The organism is Pseudomonas sp. 910_23, from assembly GCF_052850795.1.
Genome location: NZ_VXCZ01000006.1, coordinates 176,715 through 192,786, shown reverse-complemented (window position 1 = coordinate 192,786; position 16,072 = coordinate 176,715). Strand labels below are relative to the sequence as shown.

The following is a 16,072-nucleotide window of genomic DNA, read 5'->3' as shown; positions in this document are numbered from 1 at the left end:
TGACCCGGTGCAATTGGCAGCTTAAAACTTGGGGCTCACCTGCAGGGGCCTCCGATGATCACCAGCAAGCTGCCGAATGTCGGCACGACCATTTTCACCACTATGTCGCAACTTGCGGCTGAAACCGGCGCGCTCAACCTGTCCCAGGGTTTCCCGGATTTCAATGGCCCGCAAGGTTTACTCGATGCAGTGGGCAAGCATATCGCTCTGGGTCACAACCAGTACGCGCCCATGACCGGCTTGCCCGTGTTGCGTCAGCAGGTGGCCGCCAAGATTGCTCGCAGTTATGGCGCCGCAGTCGATGCCGACAGCGAGGTGACCATCACCCCTGGCGCCACTGAGGCGATCTTCTGCGCGATCCAGGCGGTGATTCGCAGTGGCGATGAAGTCATCGTGTTCGACCCCAGCTACGACAGCTATGAGCCCTCGGTGGAACTGGCCGGTGGTCGTTGCGTGCATGTGCAACTGAGCCTGGACGGTTTTGCCCTCGACTTCGAGCAGATCAAGGCGGTGCTGTCGCCGCGCACCCGCATGATCATCATCAACTCGCCACATAACCCCACTGGTGCGCTGATCAGCCGCGCCGAGCTGGACCAGTTGGCCGAACTGATCCGCGACCGCGATATCTACCTGGTCAGCGATGAGGTCTACGAACACCTGGTGTTCGACGGTGTGCCTCACGTCAGCATATTGGCCCATCAGGAGCTGTATCAGCGCGCCTTCGTGGTCAGCTCCTTCGGCAAGACCTATCACGTGACCGGCTGGAAAACCGGTTACGTGGTCGCGCCGCCGGCTCTGACTGCCGAACTGCGCAAGGTGCATCAATATGTCAACTTTTGCGGCGTGACCCCTTTGCAGTACGCTTTGGCTGACTTCATGGCTGATCACCCGGAGCATGTCGAAGAACTGCCGGCCTTTTACCAGGCCAAGCGCGACATGTTTTGCGACCTGCTGGGGCCATCCCGCTTCAGTTTTACCCGGGTGAGCGGCACTTATTTCCAACTGGTGGATTACTCACAGATTCGCCCAGACCTGGATGACATTGCCATGTCCTTGTGGATGACCCGCGAACACGGCGTGGCGACCATACCGGTCTCGGTGTTCTACCAGAACCCACCCCAAGGCCAGCGCCTGGTGCGTCTGTGCTTTGCCAAACGCGAGGAGACGCTGCAACAAGCAGCCGAAAAGCTATGCGTGATCTGAGTGCACTGCCCAATCTGAACATCGCCCTGATCCAGACCAGCCTGGTGTGGCATGACCGTCAGGCTAACCTTGAGCATTTTGAGCTGCTGCTGGAGCAGGCCAATGGTGCGGACCTGATCATACTGCCGGAGATGTTCACCACCGGTTTCTCCATGGAGTCAGCCACCCTCGCCGAGCCGGAAAAGGGGCCGACCCATCACTGGCTCCAGGCGCAGGCAACCAAATACAACGCGGTGATCACTGGCAGCGTGATTATCCAGGCCGCCGACGGTAGCCACCGCAACCGCCTGTTGTGGGCAAGGCCGGATGGTGAGGTGTTGCATTACGACAAGCGTCACCTGTTTCGCATGGCCGGTGAGCACGATCACTACACCCCCGGCGAACGCCAGGTGCAGTTTGAGTTAAAGGGCTGGCGCATTCGCCCACTGATTTGCTACGACCTGCGCTTCCCGGTATGGAGTCGCGATGCCCAGGACACCGACTTGCTGCTGTACACCGCTAATTGGCCCGGTGCACGTCGTCAGCATTGGAACCGCTTGTTGCCGGCGCGGGCGATTGAAAACCTGTGCTATGTGGCTGCCGTGAATCGGGTAGGCACGGATGGCAAAGGATTTGCCTATACAGGCGACAGCCAGGTGCTGGATTTCCAGGGTGAAACCTTGCTGAGTGCAGGGGAGGCGGACGGGGTGTTCCAGGTGATTCTGGATGCAGCGGAGCTGGCTGCTTATCGCACCAGGTTTCCAGCGAACCTGGATGCCGATAGCTTTCAGTTTGTCTGATAAACCGCTATCGGGAGCAAGCCCCCTCCCACTTTGATTTGCGAATACATTCAAATGTGGGAGGGGGCTTGCTCCCGATAGGGCCATCAGCGCCACCATAACCCCAAAGCAAAAAGGCCCCTGGATTCACACCCAGGGGCCTTTCACATTTCAGCAGCCGATTACGCCGCTTTGGCTTCCAACTGGCTCAGCGAGCGGTTCAGCGCACTGAACAGCGCCTTGAAGCTGGCGGTGGTGATGTTTTCATCAATGCCCACACCATGCACCGGACGTTCGCCGTTCACGCGCAGTTCAATGTAGGCGGCCGCCTTGGCATTGGTGCCCGCACCGATGGCATGTTCGTTGTAGTCCATGATCTCCACGCCAATCGGCAGGCCGGCCACCAAGGCTTCCAGCGCGCCGTTGCCTTTGCCTTTCCAGTGCAGGTTGGTTTCGCCCTGGCCCTTGCCGGAAACTTCCACCTCGACAAAGCTGTTGCCGTTCTCTTCCTGCAGGCGATGGCTGACCAGCGCGTACGGGGTGTTGGCTTGCAGGTATTCACGCTGCAGCAAGGCGTAGATCTGCGGCGCAGTCATCTCAAGGCCCACGCGGTCGGTTTCGGCCTGCACGACCTGGCTGAACTCGATCTGCATACGACGCGGCAAGCTGATGTCGTATTCCTGCTCCAGCAGGTAGGCGATGCCACCTTTGCCCGACTGGCTGTTTACGCGAATCACCGCTTCGTAGCTGCGGCCAATGTCCGCCGGGTCGATCGGCAAGTACGGCACTTCCCACAGCGCATCGTCTTTCTGCTGGGAGAAGCCTTTGCGGATCGCGTCCTGGTGGGAGCCGGAAAACGCGGTGTGTACCAGGTCGCCCACATAAGGATGACGCGGGTGCACCTGGATCTGGTTGCACTCTTCAACGACTTTGCGCACGCCGTCGATATCGGAGAAGTCCAGTTGCGGATCCAGGCCCTGGGTGTACATGTTCAGGGCCACGGTCACCAGGTCGACGTTGCCGGTACGCTCGCCGTTGCCGAACAGGCAGCCTTCAACACGGTCAGCGCCGGCCATCAGGCCCAGTTCGGTGGCGGCCACGCCGGTGCCGCGATCGTTGTGGGTGTGCAGGCTGATGATCACGCTGTCACGACGGTTGATATGGCGACCGAACCACTCGATCTGGTCGGCATAGATGTTCGGTGTGGCGCATTCAACGGTGGCCGGCAGGTTGAGGATCATCTTGTGCTCGGGCGTCGGGTTCCACACCTCGATCACTGCGTCGCAGACTTCCTTGGCAAACTCCAACTCAGTGGCGCTGAACGTTTCCGGGGAGTATTCGAAGGTCCACTGGGTTTCAGGCTGTTGGGCGGCGTATTTGACGAACAGTTTGGCCGCGTTGACGGCGATAGCCTTGATGCCATCCTTGTCCTGGTTGAACACGATGCGGCGGAACGACGGCGACGTGGCGTTGTACAAGTGCACGATGGCTTTTTTGGCGCCGCGCAGGGATTCGAAGGTGCGTGCGATCAAGTCTTCACGGCCCTGGGTCAGCACCTGGATAGTGGTGTCCTCGGGGATGTGGTTGTCTTCGATCAGGGTGCGCACGAAGTCGAAGTCGGTTTGCGAGGCGGCCGGGAACGAGGCTTCGATTTCCTTCACGCCTACAGATACCAGGGTCTTCCAGAAACGCAGCTTTTTCGAGGCGTCCATCGGCTCGATCAGCGACTGGTTGCCATCCCGCAGGTCAGAACTGCACCAGATCGGCGCGGTGGTGATGGTCTTCGATGGCCAGGTGCGGTCCTGAATATCAATGGTCGGGAACGCGCGGTACTTCGACGACGGGTCTTTGAGCATGCTCATCGGGAAATCCTTTGTTGTAGGGGCCGAGAAAAGGCGGCCTGCCGTGAAACTGTTTTTGGGGAGAAAGCTTGGGACGAGGCAGATCGATTCAGCCTGGCAGTCGTGCGCTGACGAGGCACAGGCTGCGGTGCTGGCGAAGCTGAATGAGGGTGTGAGAGGTTTTCATAAGCTCAACCCTAACCGCAGGGGTGAAAGATGGCAAGCAGTCGATAAAAATTGAGATAAGTTCTGCTTTGTGCAGGATAAGCGAGATTTTATGCTTGTTTTGAAGTTGATAGCTGGTTTTAATTGCGCTCCGGTGATGGGGCGCGCAATCGCGTGTTTCAGGGTTGGAATGCGCCGATAAAGATCGCCGGGTCAACCCGTGCATCGTTCAGGCTGACGTTCCAGTGCATGTGCGGCCCCGTCGCCCGCCCGGTCGAACCCACCTTGCCCACGACCGCACCGCGCACCAGTTGCTGGCCCACCTTCACGTCGATCTTCGACATATGGCAGAACATGCTGATAAAACCCTGGCCATGGTCGACGAATACCGTGTTGCCATTGAAGAAGTAATTGCCAACCAGAATCACCTTGCCGTTCGCGGGCGTCTTGATCGGCGTACCGGCCGGTACGGCGAAGTCGAGGCCCGAATGTGGGTTGCGCTCTTCGCCGTTGAAGAAGCGCCGCACCCCGAACTTGCTCGACAACGGGCCGTTCACCGGTTTGTCCAGCACCAGGTTGCTCGGCAGGGTGGGGCTGAAACTGCGGTAAGCCTTGAGCTGTACCGCCAACTCGCCTTCGATGCGCTTGAGCTGGGCTGGGTCAGGGTTGACCTGGCTTTTATTCTTCAGCGTGATGCGCTGTTCCGGGTACTTCTTGTAACCGACGATAAACGGCAAATTGCGCCCGCCGCTGCTGATGCGCTCGTTACCAGGCTTGACCGTCAACGGGATACCGACGATGGCTAGCCAGTTGTCCTGTTCTTTGACCACCAGCACCGGTTTGCCTTGGTATGTGGCTTTGGGCGCCGTGGCGGCCGGTCCCAGTTCGACCACGGCCACACCACCGGGCACCGGTTTGTTCAAGGTGCGGGTGATATAGCTGTCCGCGTAGGTATTCATGGACAGGCACAGCAGCAGCAAACTCAGTAGACGTGGCATCAATCAATCCAGTAGCGAAAGGGTGACGGGGGTCAGGTGATTGTCTTCCACCCGCACTTGCAGTTGACCTTCACCCAGGCGCGCGGTCAGGCGCTGGCCGGTGTGGGTTTGTGCGGCATTGCGAATCGCCTGGCCGCGTTCATCCAGCAGGATGCTGTAGCCACGGCCCAGGGTCGCCAGCGGGCTGACCACCTGCAACGTCTGCACCTGGCTTTGCAGTTGCAGGCGTCGGGCCTTGAGACCTTCGCGCATGGCTCGGGGCAGGCGTTCGGCGAGGCTGTCCAGGCGCTGGCGCAACAGCGCCAATTGGCGGCCCGGATGCTGGCCGGCGAGGCGGGTCTCCAGGCGAATCAAGCGCTCGCGACGGGTATTGAGGCCGCGCTCGAAGGCGCGGCGCATACGCATGTCCAGGTCATCCAGACGTTGTGCCTGCTGGCGCAAGCGCTCGCCCGGGTGACGCAGGCGCCGGGCCATGCCTTCCAGGCGCAGGCGGCTGTGGCTCAGGCGGTTGCGCATCAGCATCACCAGGCGCCGATGCAGGTTGTCTACCTGGCGCACCAGATGGCTGGCGTCCGGTGCCAGCAGCTCGGCGGCGGCGGAGGGCGTCGGAGCGCGCACGTCCGCCACGAAGTCGCTGATCGACACATCGGTTTCATGGCCGACGGCGCTGACGATGGGCGTGACGCAGGCGTCCACCGCTCGGGCCACGGCTTCTTCGTTGAAGCACCAGAGATCTTCCAGTGAGCCGCCGCCACGGGCCAGGATCAGCGCGTCGAAGCCGCGGGCATCGGCGAGTTTGAGCGCCCGCACGATCTGCGGGATCGCCTCGCGGCCCTGCACAGCGGTCGGGATCAGTGTCAGTTCAATGTTCGGCGCCCGGCGGCGGAACACACTGATGATGTCGCGAATCACCGCGCCGGTCGGCGAACTGATGATGCCGATACGCCGCGGGTGCGCGGGCAGCGGCACCTTGCGCTCGGCGCTGAACAGGCCTTCGGCGCTGAGCTTTTCCTTCAAGGCATCGAAGGCCAGGCGCAGCGCGCCATCGCCGGCAGGTTCCACGGTGTCGAGGATCAGTTGATAGTCGCCACGCCCCTCGAACAACGAGACCTTGCCACGCACTTTGACCGCCAGGCCGTCCTTCAACGCCTGGCGCACGCGTGCAGCGTTGTTGCGAAACAGCGCGCAACGCACCTGGGCCCCGCTGTCCTTGAGGGTGAAATACACATGGCCGGAAGCCGGGCGGGCGAGGTTGGAGATTTCGCCTTCGACCCAGATATTGGTGAACACGTCTTCCAGCAACACCCGCGCGCGGCCGTTGAGCTGGCTGACAGTCAGGACTTCGCGGTCCAGGCCCAGACGGGCAAAAGGATCTTTAATCATGGCGGCAGTTTATAGGCATTCGTGCAGGGTTTGACAGAACTGCTCTACCAGCGGGTTCGGCGCCTGCGCGCAGGCGAGGGCCACGGTGCTATGGCAGTCCGGGTCGGCCAGGGGTAAAAAGTGCAGGTTGGCGGGGGCGATGTCCTGCATGGATTTTGGTAACAAGGCAATGCCGAAACCGGCCTGGATCAATTGCAACTGCGTGGTCTTGCGCGACATCACCCGTGCGGCCCTGGGGAAAAATCCTGCACGCATGCACAATTCGGCCGACAGATAACTCAGCCCGCCGCGTTGGGGATGGGGGATCGAGATAAACGCTTGGTCCTTTAGCTGCGCCAACTCCACCGGCGCGTCGCTGCGTGCCAACGGATGATTCGGCGGCACCGCCAGCACCAACGGCTCCGTGTACAACGGCAGCACACGCACGCCGTCGCGCTGGCGCAGTACGGGCAAGCGCAGCAGGCCGACGTCCAGGCGACCCTCGGCGATGTCCTCCAACTGGGCTTCGGAGGAGAGCTTGGCGATATCCACCGATACTCCAGGGCAGCGCTCTAGCCAGGTGCTGATGCCGTGCAATAACGCGCCGCTCATCGGCACTGTGCTCGAGTGACTCAGGCGCAGCGTGCCAAGCTGGCCATTGCCTACTAGGGTCGCCACTTCGCTGGCCTTGAGCAACTCACTCAGCAAATTGCGCGCCCGTGGGTAGAACGCTTCACCGGCCGCTGTGAGCCGCGGTTGGCGTGCGGTGCGTTCGAACAATGGGGTTTGCAGTTGATTTTCCAGTTCCTTGATCTGCCGGCTCAAGGCCGACTGCGCCACAAACAGGCGTTCGGCCGCGGCACTGAAGCTGCCGCTCTCGGCGATTTCGACGAAGTAACGCAGTTGCCGCGTGGAGATCACGAGTCATGCCTTTTTGAGATGAGTGGCTAGCTTTGAAGATATTAGTCGCAACAGTCGACAATGGCTAAAGTGAAGGCCATGTCCAACAAGGGATAACCCATGAGCCTGGTTGAGTTGATGAGTCAGTGGTCGTTCGGGGCTGTGGATTGGCTGGTGATCGGCCTGGGTGTGGTGCTGGCCTATGTGGTGTTTGGCATTGCTGGGTTCGGGACGGCCTTGGTCGCCGGGCCGATCCTGATTGTGTTTATGCCGCTGTCGAAGATCATCCCGTTGCTGGTGCTTCTCGACTTTGTCGCGGCGTTTGGCGGCTTGCTGCAAACGCGGCGCGATGTGAACAAACCAGAACTGTTGCGGTTGCTGCCCTGCATGGCCATCGGCTGCAGCCTGGGCGTGGTGTTTTTGCTCAACCTGCATTCGGACCTGTTGCTGCTGTTGATGGGCCTGTTTATCAGCGCCTACGCGATTTACAGCCTGGCCGTGAAGGCACGGCCGACTGAGCTGGCAGCGGGCTGGTCGATTCCCATGGGCACTGTTGGGGGGCTGTTTGGTGCGCTATTCGGCAGTGGCGGCTTTTTATATGCGATTTACCTGAACAGCCGTTTGCCCAAGGACGCGGCGCGGGCCACGCAAAGCGCGCTGATCAGTTGCAGCACGGTCGTGCGTTTGAGTCTGTTCCTGATTGCCGGCGTGTATGCAGATTTGCCGTTATTGATGTTGGCGGTTTGCCTGTTGCCGGCGATGGCCCTGGGGCTGTGGTGTGGACGCAGGCTGACGATGCGGCTGTCCCGTGAGGCGTTCGTGCGGTTGGTGACCTGGTTGGTATTGGCCAGTGGTATTGCGTTGATCGGGCGGTATGTGAGTACTTGACCTGATTTTTTCAGGGATTAAGCTGCCGTCCTCCCGGGCGTCATCGCGGGCAAGCCCGGCTCCCACATTGGAATGCGATCAACTGTGGGAGCCGGGCTTGCCCGCGATGGCGCCAATAGCCACACCGCAGGACTCCCATGAATTCCCAAAGCATCCTTGTCCCGAAAATCTCCACCTTGCCCGTCCACGAACCCCGCGCCCGGGCGATCGTGCGTTGGCTGGTGCGCAAGAACATCATCAAGGAAGAACTCACTACCTGCGGGCGCACCGGCAACCGCATGGGCTACGCCCTGGCCGATGGTGCCCGCGCCGTGGTGCTGCACCCTGAAGCGCTGCCGTTCAACGAGCCGGTCAATGGCCTGGAGATCATCTACAAGCGTTGCATCTACACGCCGGCCAAGGGGTTCCTTGAAGAAGCCGGCTGCCCGGAATGCCTGAAGGAAGTTGGCGAGGCGCTGTTCGAAAGCCTGGAAGACTGGATGCCTGGTCACACCGACAACTTCACCTGCCCGCTGTGTGGGCATGAAGATGACATCAACGGCTTTCTGTTCCTGCAGGAATGCGGGTTTTCCAACCTGGGGTTCATCTTCAACAACTGGGCGGAGGCGGGGTTCAAGCAGAGCTTTATCGACGAATTTGCCGATTGGTTGGACCAGAAAATGAGCTGGGTCAAAGTCGAGCTTTAATCCTTCTATCAGTATTACCAAGTTTGTCAGAGTTTTACATTGAGCCGGGCAGGGTGCATGTATATAATGGCGCGCTTCCATTTTCCCGCTCGGGAGCCCCCGCGATGCTGCGTATCAGCCAAGAAGCTCTGACATTCGACGACATTCTCCTAGTGCCCGGTTATTCCGAGGTGCTTCCTAACGAAGTCAGTCTCAAGACCCGCCTAACCCGTGGCATCGAGCTGAATATTCCCCTGGTTTCCGCTGCCATGGACACCGTCACCGAAGCCCGTCTGGCCATTGCCATGGCTCAGGAAGGCGGCATCGGCATCATCCACAAGAACATGACTATCGAGCAGCAAGCTGCCGAAGTGCGCAAGGTCAAGCGTTACGAAGCCGGTGTGGTGAAAGATCCAATCACCATCGAAGCCGACGCCACCGTGCGTGACCTGTTCGAACTCACTCGCATGCACAACATCTCCGGCGTCCCGGTGCTGCACGATGGCGACCTGGTCGGCATCGTCACTTCCCGTGACGTGCGTTTCGAGAACCGCCTTGAAGTCACCGTCCGTGAAGTGATGACGCCTAAAGAGCGCCTCGTTACTGTCAAGGAAGGCGCCGACAAGAACGATGTGCGCGAACTGCTGCACAAGCACCGCATCGAGCGCGTGCTGATCGTCGATGACAAATTCGCCCTCAAGGGCATGATGACCGTCAACGACATCGAAAAAGCCAAGGCTTACCCGCTGGCCAGCAAGGATGACCAGGGTCGTCTGCGTGTTGGCGCGGCAGTCGGCACCGGTAAAGACACGGGCGACCGCGTTTCGGCGCTGGTTGCTGCCGGTGTTGACGTGGTGGTGGTCGACACCGCCCACGGTCACTCCAAAGGCGTGATCGACCGCGTGCGCTGGGTCAAGCAGAACTTCCCTGACGTGCAAGTGATCGGCGGCAACATCGCCACCGGCGCTGCCGCCAAGGCTCTGGCCGAAGCTGGCGCTGACGCTGTCAAGGTCGGTATCGGCCCTGGCTCGATCTGCACCACGCGTATCGTCGCCGGTGTGGGCGTGCCGCAGATCAGCGCTATCGCCAACGTCGCCGCTGCCCTTGAAGGCACTGGCGTACCGTTGATCGCCGACGGCGGCATCCGTTTCTCCGGTGACCTGTCCAAGGCCATCGTGGCCGGTGCTTCCTGCGTGATGATGGGCTCGATGTTCGCCGGTACCGAAGAAGCGCCTGGCGAGATCGAACTGTTCCAGGGCCGTTCGTACAAGGCTTACCGTGGCATGGGTTCGCTGGGCGCCATGTCCCAGGCGCAAGGTTCTTCCGATCGTTACTTCCAGGACTCCTCGGCAGGCGCCGAGAAGCTCGTACCGGAAGGTATCGAAGGCCGTGTGCCGTACAAAGGCACCCTGAGCGCGATCATCCATCAACTGATGGGCGGCCTGCGTTCCTCGATGGGCTACACCGGCAGCGCCGACATCGAAGAAATGCGCACCAAGCCTGAGTTCGTACGGATCACCGGCGCAGGCATGGCTGAATCCCATGTCCACGACGTGCAGATCACCAAGGAAGCGCCAAACTACCGTGTAGGTTGAGCCTTCCAGCAAAATGTTAAGTAACCGGGGCTGTTCTTTCAGCCCCGAGTTGTTTCTGATTCATTAGACGAGACTGACTTCATGGCCCTCGACATTCACGCCCATCGCATCCTGATCCTCGATTTCGGTTCCCAGTACACCCAGCTGATCGCCCGCCGCGTGCGTGAAATCGGCGTGTACTGCGAACTGCACCCGTTCGACATGGATGACGCAGCGATCCGCGAATTCGCCCCTAAAGGCGTCATCCTCGCCGGTGGCCCCGAGTCCGTGCACGAAGCCAACAGCCCGCGTTGCCCGCAAGCGGTATTCGACCTGGGCGTACCGGTGTTCGGTATCTGCTACGGCATGCAAACCATGGCCGAACAACTGGGCGGCAAGGTGGAAGGCTCCGAGCTGCGTGAATTCGGTTATGCCCGTGTGGACGTGGTCGGCAAGAGCCGCCTGCTGGACGGCATCGAAGACCACATCGACGCCGACGGCCTGTTCGGCCTCGACGTCTGGATGAGCCACGGTGACAAGGTCACCAAGATGCCGGAAGACTTCCACATCCTGGCCAGCACCCCAAGCTGCCCGATCGCCGGTATGTTCAGCGACGAGCGTCGTTACTACGGCGTGCAGTTCCACCCGGAAGTGACCCACACCAAGCAAGGCGGGCGCATCCTGTCGCGCTTCATCCTCGACATCTGCGAGTGTGAAGCCCTGTGGACCCCGTCGAAAATCGCTGAAGACGCCATCGCTCAGGTGCGCGCCCAGGTCGGTACCGACAACGTGTTGCTCGGCCTGTCCGGCGGCGTGGACTCCTCGGTAGTTGCTGCCTTGCTGCACAAGGCCATCGGCGACCAGCTGACCTGCGTATTTGTCGACAACGGCCTGCTGCGCCTGCACGAAGGCGAGCAAGTGATGGCCATGTTCGCCGAGAACATGGGCGTCAAGGTGATCCGCGCCAACGCCGAGGAACAGTTCCTCAACAACTTGGCCGGCGAGTCCGACCCGGAGAAGAAGCGCAAGATCATCGGTCGTACCTTCATCGACGTCTTCGATGCCCAGTCCAACAAACTGGACAACATCAAGTACCTCGCCCAGGGCACCATCTACCCAGACGTGATCGAGTCGGCCGGCGCCAAGAGCGGCAAGGCCCACGTGATCAAGTCCCACCACAACGTGGGTGGCCTGCCTGAGGAAATGAACCTCAAGCTGGTAGAACCGCTGCGCGAACTGTTCAAGGACGAAGTCCGTCGTCTGGGCCTGGAACTGGGCCTGCCGTACGACATGGTCTACCGCCACCCATTCCCAGGCCCGGGCCTGGGCGTGCGTATCCTCGGTGAAGTGAAAAAGGAATACGCCGACCTGCTGCGTCGCGCTGACCACATCTTCATTGAAGAACTGCGCAAGGCCGACTGGTACCACAAGGTCAGCCAGGCGTTCGTGGTGTTCCAGCCGGTGAAATCGGTTGGCGTTGTAGGCGATGGTCGTCGTTACGCCTGGGTTGTTGCGCTGCGTGCCGTAGAGACGATCGACTTCATGACCGCCCGTTGGGCACACCTGCCTTACGAACTGCTGGAGACGGTCAGCGGCCGTATCATCAATGAAATCGAAGGCATTTCGCGCGTGACGTATGACGTGTCGAGCAAGCCGCCGGCGACCATTGAGTGGGAATGATCCTGCAATAGCAGGTGAGTGCTGAATAACAAAACCCCGGCCTGATGGCCGGGGTTTGTGTTTTTAGTGTGTCCTGAAAAGGGGGTTGGAGAATAGCCTACGCTTGCCCATAATCGAACTGCATCGATTGGCACCCCTTTGAAGTGATTCTGAGAAGCTATTGCCGGAGGTCTGTACTTGAAGCTGGAAGAGCGTATGCAGACTGCCATTGAGGGCGTGCTGGGAAACGTGATCCTGCGCATGGATGTTGCTGCGCTTGGCGGGCATTCACAGGTTTCTGTCGCATTGGATGAGTTAATGCGCAAAGGCGTGATTGTGCGCATGGGCATTGGCATCTACGCCAAAGCTTCTCGTCACCCTGATACAGGCGTTGTGACTCCTGTCGCTGACCTTGAAGCGCTCGCCGTTGAGGTATTTCAGCGGCTTGGCGTAAGTGCTTCTGTGCAGGTCGCCAAATCCGGCGCCGGGCGTTTGGTCGTGTCAAAGGATGCAAGGATTTGCATAAAGGGGAGCCGCCGAATTCGACGCAAGTTATCGCTTGGTGGACGGTCAGTGGTTTATGTCAATGAACTCGCTTCTCCCCGTAAACCGAAAAGTTCGGTCCGGCGTCATCCGAAAACGGGTGCGTTGATCATTCCTGAGTCTGGACTACGGCGTTACGTGATGGATCTGGCGGACGCATGTCAGGTCGCTTACATCCGGACTTACGCCGATGAGTGGGCAGAAAATGTTTCTCGGTTGGCGGGAGACGATGTTCAGACTGACGTCATAGAGAACTTGGTCATCGCGCTGAAGAAAGAGAAAAAAGTCACTGGTCTGGAAGCGGTTCATCTGCTTACCAACTACTTGAGGGAAAAGCAGCGTGTTTGACCCATTCAAGGACTTTGACGCGAAGGGCTATCTCAGAAACGTTGTCGGTGAAAAAGACCTGAACATCGTCAAGCAGCTTGAACATGACCTGTTTACGGCGAACCTTGCTGACGCGATGGCCTATTTGGCGAAGAAAAGCACGATCACGTACCGCGATTTTTTAAAGGTCCATGCGCTTCTGTTTGGTGATCTTTATCCGTGGGCAGGCAGTGACAGGATGGCGACTTCTCCAGACTTGGCGATCTCCAAAGCGGGCACCTGTTTTTGTCTTCCGTACGAAGCCAAAAGAGCCGTTGAAGAAGGGCTTCGTTTGGGGCAGAACAAGGTTGTGCTTAAAAGTCACCCGGCCTGGTGATGGGTTTTTTCGCTTACGGGCATCCATTCCTTGATGGCAATGGAAGAACGATGCTGGTGGTTCATTCAGTCCTCTGTCATCGCGCAGGGTTCTCGATTAATTGGGGCCGCACGGATAAGTCGGCCTATCTGTCTGCCTTGAGTCAAGAAATCGAGACGCCTGATAAGGGCATTCTGGATGCGTACTTAAAAGACTTTATTGAGCCGCCCGTGGAGCCCGACGCATGGGAAGCCGCTATTCATTGCGTCCGGGGCCTGAATGGCTTGGTGACGACGGACACTGTCGAGGGGCGCTCAGATGATCCTGCGATCACCCGAAAATATCTCGAGTTTGATCAGCGACGGGGCTATGCCATCGACTAAGGGGGAGCGGTTCTCCAGCTGCTAGCCCCAAGCCCGCGCGTAGAATTCACCGCCGCGCAATATCCGAAAAGTAAAACTTATCCAGCGTATGCCGCGACTCGGTGTACTCGAACTGCCTTCCATCCTGCAAAAACGTCTGGTTACTCACCACGATCACATGGCTTTGCCCATCAAGGTCCAGGTGCGCCTGGTCGTCCTTGCTGCGCGGCAGGGCTTCGATGGTGCGCTGTGCATAGCTGATCTGCAGCCCCAGCGTTTGCTCGATAAACGCGTAGATCGACTGCTCGGCAATCGAGTGGTCCAGGCCGGGGATCAGGTCGGCAACGAAGTGGTTGATGTCCAGGATCACGCGCTTGCCACCGATACGTCGTACGCGTTTGACGCGGGTGATCAGCGTGCCGGGCTCGGCTTCGATGTGTTGCAGCAAAGAACCTTCCAGCGGGATTTGGGTGAACTCGACGACGTCAGTGCGTACGTCATCGCCCAGGTCGGCGTGGGTCTCGTGAAAGCTGACGATGCCGCCCAACTGGAACTCGATCGGGTTGGGCGACAACACAAAGGTGCCCTTGCCATGGATTTTTTGCGCAAAGCCACGCTCCTGCAACTGCTCGATGGCGCGTCGCACGGTGCCACGGCTGGCCTGGTAGGCGTCCATCAGTTCGGTTTCGGAGGGAAGGCGCGTACCGCGTTGCAGGCGTTCGGTGGTGATGCTGGCAAGCAGATCCGTATAGATCTGGTTGTATTTGCTCATGAGATGGCTCTGTGCCTGGCTTGCATTCAAGGCAGGAACCTTAGTGGCAGAGGTGGGGTTTGTCCATTGGATAGCCGTGCAGGCGAGGGAAAAATCTGACAGTAAGCTCCCACATATAAACAAAAGTGTAACTCGTACAGACGAGTTGTTGATTTAACTCGTACAGACGAGTACTTTTCCCTCCTCGGCGTGCTGCCAATGACTGCCACCCATAAAAACAATCACAGTGGAAAACGAGCATGAGCCACGACTATTCGTCTACTGCCCGCGAGATTCTCGAGCACCTCGGGGGCCGCGATAACCTTGAGCAAGCTGCCCATTGCGTGACCCGCCTGCGCCTGGCGCTCAAGGACCCAAGCCTGGTCAACGGCAATGCGTTGAACCAGGTCGATCTGGTCAAGGGCTCGTTCTTTACCGGCGGCCTGTTCCAGGTGGTGATCGGCCCCGGCGAAGTGGAGAAGGTCTATGCCGCCCTGCGCGAACTGACCGGCCTGGCCGCCTCAACCATTGCCGACGTGAAGAAAGCCGGCGGCGACAAGACCAACCCCATGCAGCGTCTGGTGCGGGTGTTTTCCGATGTGTTCATGCCGATCCTGCCCGCGCTGATCATCGCCGGCCTGTTGATGGGCGTGAACAACCTGATGGGCGCCAAGGGCATGTTCATCGAAGGCAAGACCCTGCTGGAGGCCTACCCGAACCTGGATGGCCTGTGGAGCCTGATCAACCTGATGGCCAACACCTCGTTCGTGTTCCTGCCGGCGTTGGTGGGCTGGTCGGCAGCCAAGCGTTTTGGCGGCAGTGAAATCCTCGGCATTGTGCTGGGCCTGATGCTGGTGCACCCCGACCTGCTCAACGCCTGGAACTACGGCAAGGCGGTCGCCGGCCTCGACGGCCAGAGCCTGCCGTACTTCGATATCTTCGGCTGGTTCCAGATCGAGAAGGTGGGTTACCAGGGGCAGATCCTGCCGATCCTGATGGCCGCCTTCGTCATGAGCGTGATCGAGAAGTGGCTAAGGGCGCGGGTACCGAATGCGATTCAATTGCTGGTCGTGCCGATCACCACCATCGTTGTTACCGGCGTGCTGGCCCTGGCGATCATCGGCCCGGTCACCCGCCACCTCGGCATCCTGATTACCGAAGGCCTGGTCACCCTGTTTGAGATTGCACCCATGATTGGCGGGGCGATTTTCGGCCTGCTGTATGCGCCATTGGTGATCACCGGTATGCACCACATGTTCCTGGCCGTCGACCTGCAGCTTATTTCGACCCAGGGCGGCACCTTTATCTGGCCAATGATCGTCATGTCCAACCTGGCCCAGGGCAGCGCCGCATTGGGCGTGTTCTACATGACCCGCAATGCGCGGGACAAAAGCATGGCGTCCACCTCGGCAATTTCGGCTTATTTCGGCATCACCGAGCCGGCGATGTTCGGGGTGAATCTGCGCTTCAAGTTCCCGTTCTACGCCGCTCTGCTGGGCTCGGCGCTGGGCAGCATTTTCCTGTCGCTGAACAAGGTGACGGCTTCGGCCATCGGCGTCGGTGGCTTGCCCGGGTTTATCTCGATCGTGCCGAGTGCGATTCCGATGTTTGTGATCGGCATGATCGTGGCGATGGTCGTGCCGTTTGCGCTGACTTGCCTGTTGAGCATGAAGATCATTCGGCCTGGCTACCGGGTCGCCTGATCAATCGCCACCGGGGGC

15 protein-coding genes are annotated in these 16,072 nt (G+C 59.6%); 10 read left to right on the top strand and 5 right to left on the bottom strand.

Going from position 1 to position 16,072, the window contains the following annotated elements; all coding sequences use genetic code 11:
• The first annotated feature begins 54 nt into the window (after nucleotides 1-54).
• Together FW800_RS09450 and FW800_RS09445 are read left to right on the top strand one after the other, a co-directional pair.
• Entirely contained in the window at nucleotides 55-1,203 is a 1,149-nt protein-coding gene (locus FW800_RS09450; protein WP_446437479.1) for a pyridoxal phosphate-dependent aminotransferase, read from the top strand.
• Entirely contained in the window at nucleotides 1,191-1,982 is a 792-nt protein-coding gene (locus tag FW800_RS09445; RefSeq protein WP_032879610.1) for an amidohydrolase, read from the top strand. Before FW800_RS09450 ends, FW800_RS09445 begins: the two co-directional genes overlap by 13 nt.
• A 161-nt stretch (nucleotides 1,983-2,143) precedes the next feature.
• On the opposite strand, the gene leuA is transcribed toward FW800_RS09445, so the two are convergent.
• The 4 genes from leuA to FW800_RS09425 all read right to left on the bottom strand — a co-directional run bounded on the left by leuA (nucleotide 2,144) and on the right by FW800_RS09425 (nucleotide 7,248).
• Nucleotides 2,144-3,823: a 2-isopropylmalate synthase gene (gene leuA / locus FW800_RS09440; RefSeq protein ID WP_446437478.1), complete on the bottom strand. Its 1,680-nt coding sequence runs from the start codon at nucleotides 3,821-3,823 to the stop codon at nucleotides 2,144-2,146.
• A gap of 323 nt (nucleotides 3,824-4,146) precedes the next feature.
• On the bottom strand, nucleotides 4,147-4,965 hold the full coding sequence (locus FW800_RS09435; RefSeq protein ID WP_032879612.1) for a M23 family metallopeptidase: 819 nt from the start codon (nucleotides 4,963-4,965) through the stop codon (nucleotides 4,147-4,149).
• A gap of 3 nt (nucleotides 4,966-4,968) precedes the next feature.
• Nucleotides 4,969-6,348, bottom strand: coding sequence for an exodeoxyribonuclease VII large subunit (gene xseA / locus FW800_RS09430; protein WP_032879613.1), 1,380 nt, complete (start codon nucleotides 6,346-6,348; stop codon nucleotides 4,969-4,971).
• Nucleotides 6,349-6,357: 9 nt separating this feature from the next.
• Nucleotides 6,358-7,248, bottom strand: a complete 891-nt coding sequence (locus tag FW800_RS09425) for a LysR family transcriptional regulator (protein WP_446437477.1) — start codon at nucleotides 7,246-7,248, stop codon at nucleotides 6,358-6,360.
• A 99-nt stretch (nucleotides 7,249-7,347) separates the two neighbouring features.
• Between FW800_RS09425 and FW800_RS09420 the strand changes: the two genes are divergently transcribed.
• The 7 genes from FW800_RS09420 to FW800_RS09390 all read left to right on the top strand — a co-directional run bounded on the left by FW800_RS09420 (nucleotide 7,348) and on the right by FW800_RS09390 (nucleotide 13,621).
• Nucleotides 7,348-8,115 carry a sulfite exporter TauE/SafE family protein gene (locus tag FW800_RS09420; protein ID WP_032879615.1) on the top strand — a complete coding sequence of 256 codons (768 nt, stop codon included), beginning with the start codon at nucleotides 7,348-7,350 and terminating at the stop codon, nucleotides 8,113-8,115.
• A 137-nt stretch (nucleotides 8,116-8,252) separates the two neighbouring features.
• A complete protein-coding gene (locus FW800_RS09415) occupies nucleotides 8,253-8,801 on the top strand; it encodes a hypothetical protein (protein ID WP_005791157.1) in 549 nt (182 codons plus the stop codon).
• 104 nt (nucleotides 8,802-8,905) lie between these two features.
• Nucleotides 8,906-10,375: an IMP dehydrogenase gene (gene guaB, locus FW800_RS09410; RefSeq protein WP_014719807.1), complete on the top strand. Its 1,470-nt coding sequence runs from the start codon at nucleotides 8,906-8,908 to the stop codon at nucleotides 10,373-10,375.
• Between the two features lie 81 nt (nucleotides 10,376-10,456).
• Nucleotides 10,457-12,034 carry a glutamine-hydrolyzing GMP synthase gene (gene guaA / locus FW800_RS09405; RefSeq protein ID WP_005791155.1) on the top strand — a complete coding sequence of 526 codons (1,578 nt, stop codon included), beginning with the start codon at nucleotides 10,457-10,459 and terminating at the stop codon, nucleotides 12,032-12,034.
• Between the two features lie 177 nt (nucleotides 12,035-12,211).
• Nucleotides 12,212-12,904 carry a hypothetical protein gene (locus FW800_RS09400; protein ID WP_446437476.1) on the top strand — a complete coding sequence of 231 codons (693 nt, stop codon included), beginning with the start codon at nucleotides 12,212-12,214 and terminating at the stop codon, nucleotides 12,902-12,904.
• Nucleotides 12,897-13,259, top strand: coding sequence for a hypothetical protein (locus FW800_RS09395; protein ID WP_248132438.1), 363 nt, complete (start codon nucleotides 12,897-12,899; stop codon nucleotides 13,257-13,259). The genes FW800_RS09400 and FW800_RS09395 overlap by 8 nt, the downstream gene beginning before the upstream one ends.
• A gap of 50 nt (nucleotides 13,260-13,309) precedes the next feature.
• Nucleotides 13,310-13,621, top strand: a complete 312-nt coding sequence (locus FW800_RS09390; RefSeq protein ID WP_446437525.1) for a hypothetical protein — start codon at nucleotides 13,310-13,312, stop codon at nucleotides 13,619-13,621.
• Between the two features lie 46 nt (nucleotides 13,622-13,667).
• Here the strand turns inward: FW800_RS09390 and treR are convergent, their stop codons facing one another.
• Entirely contained in the window at nucleotides 13,668-14,372 is a 705-nt protein-coding gene (treR, locus tag FW800_RS09385; protein WP_032879617.1) for a trehalose operon repressor, read from the bottom strand.
• A 239-nt stretch (nucleotides 14,373-14,611) separates the two neighbouring features.
• On the opposite strand from treR, the gene treP reads away from it, so the two are divergent.
• The gene (gene treP, locus FW800_RS09380) at nucleotides 14,612-16,054 is read left to right on the top strand and encodes a PTS system trehalose-specific EIIBC component (RefSeq protein WP_032879618.1); all 1,443 of its coding nucleotides are present in this window, start codon (nucleotides 14,612-14,614) and stop codon (nucleotides 16,052-16,054) included.
• The last annotated feature ends 18 nt before the right edge of the window (nucleotides 16,055-16,072 follow it).